Genomic DNA, 12,406 nt, shown 5'->3' with positions numbered 1-12,406 from the left:
AAAAAGCGCCGATTCCGTCTCCCATGAATACCGCCTCCAGTTCTGGTAGCTCGATTGAGTGTCCGCACCGCATTTTATCTAACGCTTGACAGTTTTGCAACGCCCCTGTAAATTTGCGGCAACCTAAAAAGTTCTCGTTGGCGCCGGTCCGATCTGGCGCGCGTCGTGACTCATTGACCCACAACCCAAACACTGATTGGCACCCCCACATGGTCGCCCCCCGCAGTTTCATTCTCTCCGCCGACGACCGCGCCGTGCTCGATGCCGCGGACAAGTTCGCCCGCAATGAGTTTGTGCCGCACGCGCGTCGCATGGACGACGAGGAATGGTGGCCGCCGGATATTTTTCAGAGAATCGGCGCGGCTGGCTTCATGGGCGTCACCGTGCCCGCCGAGCATGGCGGCGCCGGCATGGACCTGTTCGGTTCGGGTTTGATCTGCCAGTCCTTCGCGCGCTGGAACCCTGCCATCGCGCTTTCGTGGGCGGCGCACGACAACCTGTGCGTCAACAACATCTACCGCAACGCCAGTGAAGCGCAGCGCCGCCAATACCTGCCCGGTCTGTGCGACGGCAGCAAGATCGGCGCGCTCGGCCTGACCGAACCTGGCGCCGGCTCGGATGCGCTGGGCGCCATGCGCACCAGCGCACGCCGTGTGGGCGACCACTACATTCTCAACGGCACCAAGATCTACATCACCAACGGCCCGGTGGCCGATGTGCTGCTGGTCTACGCCAAGACCGCCCCGGAACTCGGCGCCAAGGGCATCTCGGCCTTCATCGTCGAAAAGGACTTCCCCGGCTTCAAGGTGGCGCAAAAACTGGTCAAGATGGGCTTTCGCGGCAGCCAGACCGGCGAGCTGGTATTCGACGACTGCCGCGTGCCGGCGGCCAACCTGGTTGGCAAGGAAAACGAAGGCGTCAAAATCGTCATGAGCGGGCTCGACTTGGAGCGCGCGCTTGTGGCCGCGCTGTGCGTCGGCATCTGCGAACGCGCGCTCGAATTGAGCGTCGAATACGCCAGGACGCGCGTGCAGTTCGGCAAACCTATCGGCAGCTTCCAGATGGTGCAGGCCATGTTGGCTGAGATGTACACCGAAACCGAGGCGATGAAAACCCTCGTCTGGCGCACACTGGCCGACGTCAATGACCTCGAGATCGGCGGCGGCGGACGCGGCGAAGCCCACAAGCTCACTGCGGCCTCCATTCTCTTTGCTGGCGAGGCCTGCAACCGGGTGCTCAACAAGGCCATGCAAGTCCATGGCGGGGGCGGCTACATCTGGGAGTCCGAGATCAACCGGCTGTTCCGTTGCATCAAGATCCTCGAGATCGGCGCCGGAACATCCGAGGTGCGCAAATTGATCATCGCAGAGGAGCTGCTGAAAGGCTGAACCCGCTTGCGGACCGCCGCACGATGCTGGCCGAGGCCACACCACGATACGAAGGAGACACATGGAAGCGACACCGACAATCCGCTACGAGCAGCGCGGCGCCACCGCCTGGATTACCCTTGACCGGCCCGACGCGATGAATGCCTTGTCGGGCCCGATGTGCACCGAGTTGCTGGAGGCCATCGGGCGCATTGAGCGCGACCCCGGCATTCGCGTCATCGTGCTCACCGGCGCAGGCCGTGCCTTTTGTGCCGGGGCCGACCTCAAGGGCGTTTTTGAGGACGCTGGCGGTTCGCCTGGGCCGATCGACCCAATGACAGATTTTCTCGACCAGGTTGGCACGATGATGGAACGGCTGCGCGTGTGCCCCAAGCCTTCCATTGCCGCATTGAATGGCCTGACCCTGGCCGGTGGCCTGGAATTGGCGATGGCCTGCGATCTGATCATCGCCGCCGACAGTGCCCGCATCGGCGACGCCCACGCCAATTTCGGCGTCTTCCCCGGCGCCGGTGGCGCCGCGATCCTGCCGCGTCGAATTGGGGCCACCGCCGCGAAATACCTGCTCTTCACCGGCGACACCCTGCCGGCGAAAGAACTGGTTCCACTCGGCCTCGTGAACCGCGTCGTTCCCGACGCCGATCTGGGGAGCGAGGTGGAGAAACTGGCCGCGCGCATCGCCAGCAAGAGTCCGCTCGTCATCCGCCGCATGAAGCAGACGGTCGCCGACGGGCTGGAGCAACCACAGGCTTCGGCGCTACGGCTGGAGCGAGTGGTACTCGACGCGCATCGCCATTCGCACGACATCCGCGAAGGCCTCGCGGCCTTCGTCGGCAAACGCACGCCCGATTTCAAAGGCTACTGAACCGAACTCTGCACAAGGATTCCCACAATGAGCCACACGCATTCAACCGTCTACATTGCCGGCGTCGGCATGACACCGACAGGAAAATTCCTCGATCGCGGTATCAAGCAACTCACCGCCGATGCGGTGCACGCGGCACTGACCGACGCCGGGTTCGCCACCAGCGATATCCAGTCGGCGTACTTTTCCAACGCAACCCAGGGTGTGCTTGAAGGCCAGAGCATGATCCGCGGCCAGATTGCGTTGCGGTCCATGGGCTTCGAATCCATCCCGATCTTTAACATTGAGAACGCCTGCGCCAGTGGCAGCTCGGCCTTCAGCCTGGCGGTGCAGTATGTGCGCTCCGGAGCGGGCGAGATCGCACTGGCAGTGGGTGCCGAGAAGATGTTTTGCACCGACAAGGCCAAAATGTTCAGCGTCTTCGACGGCGCCTGGGACGTGGCAACGGTCGAGGAGAACAAACGCAATCTGCTGCAAATGGGGCACGGCGTGGAGCCGCCTGAAGGGTCGATGTCGAAGGCGCCCTATAGCCTGTTCATGGACATTTACGCAGCCTTTGGACGCTTTCACATGCGCGAGTTCGGCACCACGCAGCGCCAGATCGCCGCCGTCTCGGCCAAGAACCACGGCCATTCTGTGCACAACCCGCTCGCGCAATACCGCAACACCTACACCATCGACGAGGTACTGGCCGCGCCACCCATCACCTATCCGCTCACGCTGCCGATGTGCGCGCCGATCAGCGACGGCGCAGCCGCGGCGATCGTCTGCTCTGAGGCGGCGCTGATGCGGATGGCCGACCGCAGGCGTGCCATCAAAGTGCTGGCCTCCGTGGTGGCCACGGGCACCAACCGGCGACCCGAAGACGTGGGTCAGCACATCACCGCCAGGGCATCCAAGCTCGCCTACGAACTCGCCGGCATCGGCCCGCAGGACATCTCGCTGGCTGAGGTTCACGATGCCACCGCCATCGGCGAAATCGTGCAAAGCGAAAACCTGGGCTTCTGCGCGTTCGGCGAAGGCGGATGGCTCGCCGAGAGCGGCGGCACAACAATTGGCGGGCGCATCCCGATCAACACCTCGGGAGGGCTGGAGTCCAAAGGGCACCCGATCGGCGCTACCGGTCTGGGTCAGTTGCACGAACTTGTCATGCAACTTCGGGGCGAAGCCGGGGCCCGCCAGGTGCAGGGCGCACGGCTCGCCATCGCCGAAAACGGCGGTGGCCTGTTCGGCCTCGAGGAGGCTGTGTGCGCGATCACCCTGCTCGGACGTTGAGGGAACCACGATGAACCCCTCAGGCAAAGTTGCGATTGTCACCGGTGGCGCATCGGGTCTGGGCCGCGCGGTGGCCGAGACCTTGGTTGCGGCAGGTGCACGGGTAGCCGTGTTTGATCACGACACCAAACACGGTGTCTCCGCTGCCGCAGATCTCGGCACAGCGGCGATATTCGAGCCCGTCGATGTCACCAACGAGACGCAGGTCCAAATGGGCATAGCCCGGGCGCTCGAGTGCTTCGGCGCGATCCACATTTGCGTCAACTGCGCCGGCGTGCCGCACGCCGCCAGGACCGTGTCCGACGGCAAGCCGTTCCCGCTTGATCTGTGGCAAAAGGTGATCGCCGTCAACCTGACCGGTACCTTCAACGTGCTGCGACTGGCCGCCGCAGCGATGGCGCGCAATGAGCCCGAAGGCGACGAACGCGGAGTCATCGTAAATTTATCGTCGGGCGCGGCACACGATGGCCAGATCGGCCAAGCCGCCTACGCCGCCAGTAAGGCCGGCGTGATCGGTCTGACGCTGCCGGTGGCGCGTGACCTTGCCGAGCTGGGCATTCGATGCGTTGCGGTTGCGCCAGGCCTGTTCGACACGCCGATGGTCGCCGGCCTACCGAAGAAGGTCGCACAGGCGATCATCGACCACATGATCCTTTTTCCGCCCCGCATGGGAATGCCCGGGGAACTGGCGCACCTGGTGCGCTCGGTGATAGAGAACCCCTACATCAATGCCACCTGCCTGCACATCGACGCTGGCGCGCGCATGAGCGCACGCTGACAGCGCCACCACAAGGAGACCACCTGAATGAACTTTCTGCCCACCGAAGAGCAGCGCATGGCCGTCGAAGGCTTCACACGCTTCCTCGAAAACGAACTGCGCCCGATCGTCGAACGCTACCAGCCCGACAAGCTGATTGAAAAGGAGCTGATGCTCGAAATTTTCCAGAAAATGCTGCCCTACGGCATGGGCGGCAATGGCATCATCGCCGAGGAATACGGCGGTATGGGGATGCCTTGGCTCACCTATGCACTGATGTACGAGCAGCTCGCGCGCGTCTCCGGCGACGTGGCGATCTCGCTGCTGATTCAGCAGCTCGGCGCCTATTCACTGGAGGTGTGTACCAACACCGCCATGCGCGAGAAGTACCTGCCGCGCATGGTGCGCGCCGAAATCATCGCCTGCAGCGGCATCAGCGAGCCCGGTGTCGGCTCCAACGTGGCTGAAGTCACCTGCCGGGCCCAGCGCGACGGCGACCACTATATCGTTACCGGCGAGAAAACCTGGATCTCGAACGGGCACTACTCCGACTTTTGCATGGTCATCGTGCGCACGTCGAGTGAAAGCTCTGGTGCCCTATCGATGATCCTGGTGGACCGCGCCGAACACGGCTACGAAAGCCGCAACATCGACAAGCTCGGCCTCAACAGCACCTCGACCGCACAGCTCTTCTTCGACGGCGTGCGCGTACCGGCCGCCAATATGATGATCGAGCCAGGCTCCGGCCTCAAGAACACGATGGTGCTGTTCGAGAAAGCGCGTCCCATGGTCGGCCTTACTTCGGTGGGAATCGCACAGGCGGCGCTTGACAAGGCGGTGTCCTATTCGAAGGAGCGCCGCCAGCATGGCAAGCCGATCGGCGGCCACCAGTTGATCCAGGGGATGTTGGCCGAAGCCGCCACCGAACTCGATGCCGCACGGTTACTGGTCTATCGCGCCTTCAACCTGATCGACCACGGTGTGCGCAGCGAGGTGCAAAGCGCCATGGCCAAATGGTACGCCACCGAGATGGCTGTCAACGTCACGTCGAAAGCCGTACAGATTCACGGCGGCAATGGCATCACCAAGGACTTTGGGGTGGAGCTGTTGTTCCGAAATGCCCGCATGATGCCCATCCCCGACGGCACGACCGAGATCCAGAAGCTCATCATTGGCCGCGCCCTGACCGGCATCAATGGTTTCTCCTGACCCATGGCCTCCCTTTCCGCCCCTTCCTCAATCGCTCGTGCAGCTGACATTCCAGTGCTCCAGGCCCGGAACGTCACGCTGCGATTCGGTGGCGTTACAGCCTTGGCTGACGTCGGCATCGAAGTTCGTGACAACGAACTGCTGGCCATCATCGGCCCCAACGGAGCTGGCAAGAGTTCGCTGATGAACGTGCTGAGCGGCTTTTACCAGCCACAACAGGGCGATGTGCACTACCGTGCGCACGACATCAAGGGCCGCGCGGTGCACGAAATCGCGCGCGACGGCGTGGTGCGCACTTTTCAGGGCACCCATCTGTTCTCCAACATGAGCGTGCTCGACAACATCCTGGTCGGCCGCTACTGCAAGATGCGCTCGAGCCTGGCGCAGGCATTTCTCTATTTCCCCTGGACCCAGCGTGAAGAAACTCTGCACCGGGAAGTGGTCGAGGAAATCATCGACTTCCTCGAAATCGAAAACATCCGCCACCAGCCGGTGGGCGCACTCGGCTACGGTCTTCGCAAGCGCGTCGACCTGGGCCGTGCATTGGCGATGGACCCCAAGGTGCTGCTGATGGATGAACCGATGGCCGGCATGAACACCGAAGAAAAGGAAGACCTGGCCCGCTTCATCATCGATGTGCGTGAGGCCAAGCGCATCCCGGTGGTGCTGGTCGAGCACGACATGGGAGTAGTCATGGATCTGGCCGACCGCGTGGCGGTACTAGACTTCGGCCGTAAGATCGCTGACGGCACGCCGGCGCAGGTGCAAGCCGACCCGGCCGTCATTCATGCCTACCTGGGAGCAGCGGCATGAACCGCCGGGCCGCTCCCAACGTGAATACCGCGGTGCACAGCGCGAAGGGCAATTCAGTGAGCGCACACCATCCCACCCCTGCATCCGCACTCACCCTGCCACAGAAATTGCTCGCCCACAGCCAGGAACATCCGCAGCGACTGGCGCAGCGCGCCAAGCGCAAAGGCGTGTGGCGCTGCTATACGTGGTCCGACGTGTTTGAGCGCACGCGCAGCATGGCGCTTGGCGCGGCAGCGCAGGGCCTGCAGCGCGGCGAAACCGCGATCGTGATCGGCGAGAACGAACCCGAGCATTACTGGGCTCTGTTTGCAGCCCAGTCACTGGGCGCCAAAACCGTGTCGGTCTACCCCGACGCCACCGTCGACGAACTGCATTACCTATGCGAGGACGCGCAGGCCCGCTTCATCTTCGCGCAGGATCAGGAGCAAGTCGACAAGGCGCTCGCGCTGCTGGAGCGGCTGCCCGACATTCGGGGCATCGCTTACTGGGACAACTCGGGCATGTGGTCGTACCGGCATCCGCTGCTGCAATCCTTCGATGCCTTGACCGACGCGGGGCGGCGCCAGCACGAGCGGCACCCGCAGCGCTTCGAACGCGAAATCGCCGCCGGCCACCCTGATGATCTGGCACTGCTGACCTACACCTCTGGCACCACCAGCAAGCCCAAGGGCGTGATGATCAGTCACCGCTGGCTGATGGACAACGCATTGCGCATGAGCAGCGCGCTTCCGATCAAGCCCGGTATGGAGTACCTGTCCTACACGCCGCTGGCCTGGATCACCGAGCAATTGCTGGGCGTGACACTCGGGCTGACCATGCCATTGGTGGTCAGCTTCCCGGAAGGTCCTGACCAAGTCTTGCCCAATCTGCGCGAACTCGCGCCGCACATTGTGCTGTTCGGCCCGCGCCAGTGGGAGAACATCGCCGCCACCATCGAGGCGCGCATGCTCGCCGCGAACTGGCTTGCGCGCGGCATCTACCGCTGGGGCATACGCATCGGCCACGACGTGCATGTTACGCGGCTCGAAGGGCGGACGGCACCATGGCTGTCGCGGCTGCTGCTGCCGCTGGCCGAAGCGCTGGTGCTTCATCCGCTGCGCGACCAATTTGGCTTTATTCGCGGCAAGGTCGCTGTATCTGGCGGCACCGCCATGGCGCCCGACGTGTTCCGGCTGTTTCACGCCATGGGCGTGCCACTGCGCAACATCTACGGCTGTTCCGAATTCGGCCTGATTGCCGGCCACCGCGGCGAGCGTTACGACCTCGAAACTGTGGGCCCGCTGCTCGATGTGGATCCTGCCTTCGGCGCACCGCTGGAATCGCGCATCCAGGATAACGGCGAGCTGCTGCTGCGCGGCGGCACCGGCTTTCTCGGCTACTGGGGCAAGCCCGAGAAGGCCGCCGCCATCCAGCGCGACGGCTGGTACATCAGCGGTGACGCCGTGCGCAAGACCGAGCGCAGTGAACTGGTGTACCTGGACCGGCTGGAGCACTTGGTCCAACTCGCCAGCGGCCACCTGTATCCGCCGCAGTTCATCGAGACGCGCCTGCGCTTTTCGCCCTTCATCAAAGACGTGATGGTGCTGGGCGACGCAACCCGGCCCTGGGTTGGCGCGCTGATCAACATCGACATGGCGGTGACTAGCCGCTGGGCCGAGGAGCGGCGCATCGCCTTCTCCACCTTCACCGATCTGTCGCAGCGGCCCGAAGTGCGGCAACTGGTGCAGGGCGAAATCCGCCGCATCAACAAACTGCTGCCCGAAGGCTCGCGCGTGGTGCGTTTCGCCAATTTTCCGAAGGAACTCGACCCCGACGAAGGCGAACTCACGCGCACGCGCAAGTTGCGCCGCGAGTTTCTTGAGGTGCGCTATCGGGCGCTGATTGACGGCCTGTATGCAGGCGCCGCCGACATCGCCTGCGAAATCGCCGTGACCTACCAGGACGGCCGCCAGGGCGTGCTGCGCGCAACCGTAGTCGCCACCGACATCGACCAGACGCCCACACCATGATCATCGAATTCATCAACTACACAATCAACGGCGCGCTGCTCGGCCTGCTGTACTCGCTGGTCGCCATGGGCTTTGTGGTCATCTACCGCGCCAGCAAGGTCTTCAACATGGCAATCGGCGAGATGATCGTACTGGGCGCCTTCCTGCTGTGGTGGGCGATCCAGTCGCGCGGCATGCATCCGGCGCTGGGCATCGCCGTCGCGCTGGGCATTTCGGTGCTGATCGGGCTGGCGATTGAACGGCTGCTGTTCAGGCGCCTGATCGGCGAATCGGTGTTCTCGATGATCATGGTCACCATCGGGCTGCTGATCCTGATGCGCGGACTGGTGCTGGTGATCTGGGGCCCGCAGGAGCGTCAGTTCCCCGCTATCTTTCCCCTGGCGCCCATCATCCTGGGCGAGATGATCATCCCGCGCTCGCTCGCCATCGGTGGCCTCATCGCGGTGCTGGCGGCGGTGGCGCTGCACTGGTTCTTCAACCGCAGCCGCACCGGGCTGGCCATGTCGGCGGTGGCCGAAGACCACCAAATCGCGCTGGCCATGGGTATCAGCGTGCGCCGCTCCATCGCCTTCGCCTGGGCGCTGGGCGGGGTGCTGTCGGTCATCACCTCGATGGTCTACCTGAGCGGCAAATCACTGACCGTCCTGTCCTCCGAGATCGGCTTCGCCGCCCTGCCGGTGGCGCTGCTGGCCGGGCTCGAATCCATCGGTGGCCTGCTCTTGGCCGGCATCATCGTCGGGGTCGTGCAGGGGCTGACGGCCGCCTACATCGACCCGCTGATCGGCGGCAACGCCGCCGCCGTCGTCCCCTATATCTTCATGCTGGTGGTGCTGGTGGTCCGCCCGACCGGCATGTTCGGCTGGAAACGCATTGAAAGAGTCTGACCCATGGATCCCTCCGGCATTTTTTCCACCAGTTATGCACGTGACCGCGCGCTGATCCGCACGCGCGCCCAGTGGGTCGCGCTGGCCCTTTTCATCGGCATTCTGCTGATCTACCCCTGGTTCGCCTCGGCGCGCCTGGTAGCAATAGCCAACCTGATGCTGGTCACCTCCATCGTGGTGGTCGGCCTGCAGATCACCACTGGCTACGCCGGACAGATCAACCTGGGCCAGGCTGCCTTCATGGGGGTCGGTGCCTACGCCGCCAGTGTGATCGAGGTCAAGGCCGGGCTGCCGTTCTGGGTGGCGGTGCCGGTGGGGGGGCTGGTCGCGGCGCTGGCCGGCTGGCTGTTTGGCCTGACGGCGGCGCGGATCAAGGGCTTTTACCTTGCGCTGACCACCATCGCGGCCCAGTTCATCTTCCACTTCATGGTGTTGAATCTGCCATCGGACTGGCTCGGCGGCGTCAATGGTTTCAGTCTGCAACCGGCTCAGCTGGGCGCCTTCGTGTTCAACACCGACCGCTCGCTGTACTACCTGTTTCTGGTCGTCACCCTGGTGATGGTATTCGGCGCTTTCGGCATCCTGCGCAGCCGCCACGGGCGTGCCTTCGTCGCGGTGCGCGACGACGATGTGGCTGCCGGCATGATGGGCGTAGACGTGGCCGGCGCCAAATCGCGCGCCTTTGTGCTGGGCGCCTTCTACGCCGGCATTGGCGGCGCCCTTTGGGCCTACCAGGTGCGTTATGTTTCGGTCGATCAGTTCACGCTGTTCAATTCGATCTGGTTCATTGCCATGATGATCGTCGGCGGGCTCGGGTCACTCGTGGGGGCGCTGATCGGCACCGTGCTCATCCGGGGCGTGCAGGAGACCATTACCAGTCTGGGGCCTGATCTGGTCGAACGCATCCCCAGCCTGAGCAGCGACCTGATCTTCGCCAGCATGAATGTATTTCTCGGCCTCATCATCACGCTGTTCCTGCTGCTGGAACCGAAAGGCCTGATGCACCGCTGGAACATCCTGAAAGCCAACTATCGGCTCTGGCCGTTTCACCACTGAACCCGTTCTACACGGCGAGTCCCAGTGCCTTTTTCCCTTCACCACCACTGCCCGGAGACAACCATGCAACGCAACACCTTTATCAAACTCACAACCGTTTTGGCAACCGGCCTGCTGCTGAACACGCCGGCCCACGCGCAGACGACAACGATCAACGTCGCCGCCATTGCCGACTTCGCCGGCCCCTACGCCAGCGTCATGCCCCAGATGCAGGGTGGGCGACTCGCCGTGATCGAGTGGTGGAACAAGGAAGTCGGCAGCAAGCTCAATGTACAGATCGCCGTCAAAACTTTTGACACGCGCTACGACGTGGCGCAAACCGCCAGCCTCTGGCCCGGCATCAAGGCCGAACTCAAACCGGTGCTCGTGCTTGGCCTTGGCGGTCCTGATGCTGCTGCGCTGCAGCAGCGCCTGCCGGATGACAAGGTACCCATGCTCATGGGCACCGCCGCCTACGGCTTCGGCTGGAAGCCCAACCAATGGGTCCTGAACCTGCGCCCCACTTACCCCCATGAGGCGGCCGGTTTCCTGGAATGGTTCCGCGCCACCAAACTCCAGGACAAGCGTCCCGTCAAGGTGGCAATCATCACCTCCGAAGCCACACCCGCCTATGCCGACATGGCCAAGGGCCTGCAAAGCTACACCAAGGCCAACCCCGACAAGGCCACCTTCGTCGAGGCCATCTGGACCGAGGTGCAACCGACCGACCTGACACTGCCGGTGCGCCGCCTGGTCAACGCCGGCACCGACGTGATCGTGATCCAGACCAACACCGCCCAGGCCGTGGCCGCCAAACGGGCGTTACAGGCACTGGGTAAAAACGTTCCGATCATGCTGTCGCTGCACAACGGGGTAGTGGGTTCGTCCAAGGCACTTGGCGACCCGAACGGCTTTGCCGACGATTTCGAAGTGGGCGCCATCGCCGATGCCACCGAAGACGACACGGCCGCGCGCAAGTTCTACCGCATGTTGCAGGAAAAGCACGGCCTGAAATCGGGCTGGAACGCAATGACCATCATGGGTCTGGGCCAGAGCATTGTGGCCGTGCGCTCGATCGAGGCCACCCTCAAGGCCAAGGGCGCAGGCAAAGTCACCGGCGAAGCCGTGCGTGAGACGCTGCTGGCCAGCCAGTTCACCAGCAACGATCTGATGGGTGTGCTGCCGGGCATGGATTTCAGCAACGATGCCCCCTTCCCGACCGGCACCTCAAAGGTCAACATTGCCACGATGAAGGATGGCAAGGTGTTCAGGGCGGCAGGCGATGTGACCGTCCCTATGGTGAATAAATGGTAAGTACAACCCTTGCTGGCGCACCGAATCAAGGTGCCGCGTCCCATGTGCCCGCCCCACCGGCGGTGCTGACGCTTTCCAACGTCGAGGTGCTGTATGCCGAGGTGATCCTGGCGCTCAAGGGCGTGTCCATGCAGATTCCCGAAGGCGGCTGCGTTGCGCTGCTGGGTGCCAACGGCGCTGGCAAGAGCACCACGCTCAAGGCCATCTCCGGCGTCATCGACTCGGAAGACGGTCGCGTCTCCGGTGGGGCGATCACCTTCGACGGGCGGCCGAATCAGGGGCATGACCCGGCGACGGTGGTGCGCAGCGGTCTGGTCCATGTCATGGAAGGCCGACGTGTGCTGCAACACATGACGGTCGAGCAAAACCTGATCATCGGCGGCCACATGTTCCCCTCAACGCAGGCCATGCGCCGGGCCATGGACAGCGTCTACCAGGCGATTCCGCGCCTGGCCGAACTGCGCAAGCGTACCGCCGGCTACCTTTCGGGCGGCGAGCAGCAAATGCTTGTGATCGGGCGCGCGATCATGGCCGAGCCGAAACTCATGCTGATCGACGAGCCCTCGCTCGGCTTGGCGCCGCGCATGGTCGAGGACGTCTTCGCCGTGCTGCATCACCTGCGTGAGCAGGGACTGTCGCTCCTGATCGTCGAGCAGAACACCCGCGTGGTCCTCGAGATCGCCGACTACGGATATGTGATGGAAAGCGGTCGCATCGTGCTTGAAGGCCAGGCCCAGGCTTTGCGCGAAAACGAGGACGTGCGCGAGTTCTATCTCGGACTGGACCGCGAGGGGGAGCGAAAGAGCTTTCGCGAGGTCAAGCACTACAAGCGGCGAAAGCGCTGGCTGGGGTAACAGCCG

General features: G+C 63.5%; 11 protein-coding genes. All 11 read left to right on the top strand.

Translation table 11 applies throughout. The features are described 5' to 3' along the window. Nucleotides 1-209: 209 nt before the first annotated feature. The 11 genes from R0232_RS15930 (at nucleotide 210) to R0232_RS15880 (ending at nucleotide 12,400) form a co-directional block, all read left to right on the top strand. A complete protein-coding gene (locus R0232_RS15930) occupies nucleotides 210-1,388 on the top strand; it encodes an acyl-CoA dehydrogenase family protein (RefSeq protein WP_431512713.1) in 1,179 nt (392 codons plus the stop codon). A gap of 61 nt (nucleotides 1,389-1,449) precedes the next feature. Further along, nucleotides 1,450-2,250: an enoyl-CoA hydratase/isomerase family protein gene (locus R0232_RS15925; protein WP_431512712.1), complete on the top strand. Its 801-nt coding sequence runs from the start codon at nucleotides 1,450-1,452 to the stop codon at nucleotides 2,248-2,250. Between the two features lie 27 nt (nucleotides 2,251-2,277). After that, the gene (locus R0232_RS15920) at nucleotides 2,278-3,525 is read left to right on the top strand and encodes a thiolase family protein (RefSeq protein ID WP_431512711.1); all 1,248 of its coding nucleotides are present in this window, start codon (nucleotides 2,278-2,280) and stop codon (nucleotides 3,523-3,525) included. Between the two features lie 10 nt (nucleotides 3,526-3,535). Further along, entirely contained in the window at nucleotides 3,536-4,303 is a 768-nt protein-coding gene (locus R0232_RS15915; protein ID WP_431512710.1) for an SDR family NAD(P)-dependent oxidoreductase, read from the top strand. 27 nt (nucleotides 4,304-4,330) lie between these two features. Next, nucleotides 4,331-5,491 carry an acyl-CoA dehydrogenase family protein gene (locus tag R0232_RS15910; protein WP_066690281.1) on the top strand — a complete coding sequence of 387 codons (1,161 nt, stop codon included), beginning with the start codon at nucleotides 4,331-4,333 and terminating at the stop codon, nucleotides 5,489-5,491. A gap of 3 nt (nucleotides 5,492-5,494) precedes the next feature. Beyond that, nucleotides 5,495-6,304 carry an ABC transporter ATP-binding protein gene (locus R0232_RS15905; RefSeq protein WP_431512709.1) on the top strand — a complete coding sequence of 270 codons (810 nt, stop codon included), beginning with the start codon at nucleotides 5,495-5,497 and terminating at the stop codon, nucleotides 6,302-6,304. Further along, entirely contained in the window at nucleotides 6,301-8,313 is a 2,013-nt protein-coding gene (locus R0232_RS15900) for an AMP-dependent synthetase/ligase (RefSeq protein WP_431512708.1), read from the top strand. Before R0232_RS15905 ends, R0232_RS15900 begins: the two co-directional genes overlap by 4 nt. Beyond that, nucleotides 8,310-9,197: a branched-chain amino acid ABC transporter permease gene (locus tag R0232_RS15895; RefSeq protein WP_431512707.1), complete on the top strand. Its 888-nt coding sequence runs from the start codon at nucleotides 8,310-8,312 to the stop codon at nucleotides 9,195-9,197. The genes R0232_RS15900 and R0232_RS15895 overlap by 4 nt, the downstream gene beginning before the upstream one ends. A gap of 3 nt (nucleotides 9,198-9,200) precedes the next feature. Next, on the top strand, nucleotides 9,201-10,253 hold the full coding sequence (locus R0232_RS15890) for a branched-chain amino acid ABC transporter permease (protein WP_431512706.1): 1,053 nt from the start codon (nucleotides 9,201-9,203) through the stop codon (nucleotides 10,251-10,253). A gap of 63 nt (nucleotides 10,254-10,316) precedes the next feature. Beyond that, complete coding sequence (locus R0232_RS15885; RefSeq protein ID WP_431512705.1) at nucleotides 10,317-11,546, top strand: ABC transporter substrate-binding protein; 1,230 nt, start codon at nucleotides 10,317-10,319, stop codon at nucleotides 11,544-11,546. Then, nucleotides 11,540-12,400, top strand: a complete 861-nt coding sequence (locus R0232_RS15880) for an ABC transporter ATP-binding protein (RefSeq protein ID WP_431512704.1) — start codon at nucleotides 11,540-11,542, stop codon at nucleotides 12,398-12,400. Before R0232_RS15885 ends, R0232_RS15880 begins: the two co-directional genes overlap by 7 nt. The last annotated feature ends 6 nt before the right edge of the window (nucleotides 12,401-12,406 follow it).

The organism is Variovorax sp. DAIF25, from assembly GCF_050711835.1.
In the GTDB taxonomy this organism is placed as follows: Bacteria; Pseudomonadota; Gammaproteobacteria; order Burkholderiales; family Burkholderiaceae_C; genus Variovorax.
The sequence above is the reverse complement of the archived record's forward strand: the minus strand, read 5'-3'. Positions and strand labels throughout refer to the sequence as shown.

What these genes read in the sequence shown, in the direction of transcription:
- R0232_RS15930 (WP_431512713.1), top strand. Translation starts at nt 210, where the DNA reads ATGGTCGCCCCCCGCAGTTTCATTCTCTCCGCCGACGACCGCGCCGTG.
- R0232_RS15925 (WP_431512712.1), top strand. Translation starts at nt 1,450, where the DNA reads ATGGAAGCGACACCGACAATCCGCTACGAGCAGCGCGGCGCCACCGCC.
- R0232_RS15920 (WP_431512711.1), top strand. Translation starts at nt 2,278, where the DNA reads ATGAGCCACACGCATTCAACCGTCTACATTGCCGGCGTCGGCATGACA.
- R0232_RS15915 (WP_431512710.1), top strand. Translation starts at nt 3,536, where the DNA reads ATGAACCCCTCAGGCAAAGTTGCGATTGTCACCGGTGGCGCATCGGGT.
- R0232_RS15910 (WP_066690281.1), top strand. Translation starts at nt 4,331, where the DNA reads ATGAACTTTCTGCCCACCGAAGAGCAGCGCATGGCCGTCGAAGGCTTC.
- R0232_RS15905 (WP_431512709.1), top strand. Translation starts at nt 5,495, where the DNA reads ATGGCCTCCCTTTCCGCCCCTTCCTCAATCGCTCGTGCAGCTGACATT.
- R0232_RS15900 (WP_431512708.1), top strand. Translation starts at nt 6,301, where the DNA reads ATGAACCGCCGGGCCGCTCCCAACGTGAATACCGCGGTGCACAGCGCG.
- R0232_RS15895 (WP_431512707.1), top strand. Translation starts at nt 8,310, where the DNA reads ATGATCATCGAATTCATCAACTACACAATCAACGGCGCGCTGCTCGGC.
- R0232_RS15890 (WP_431512706.1), top strand. Translation starts at nt 9,201, where the DNA reads ATGGATCCCTCCGGCATTTTTTCCACCAGTTATGCACGTGACCGCGCG.
- R0232_RS15885 (WP_431512705.1), top strand. Translation starts at nt 10,317, where the DNA reads ATGCAACGCAACACCTTTATCAAACTCACAACCGTTTTGGCAACCGGC.
- R0232_RS15880 (WP_431512704.1), top strand. Translation starts at nt 11,540, where the DNA reads ATGGTAAGTACAACCCTTGCTGGCGCACCGAATCAAGGTGCCGCGTCC.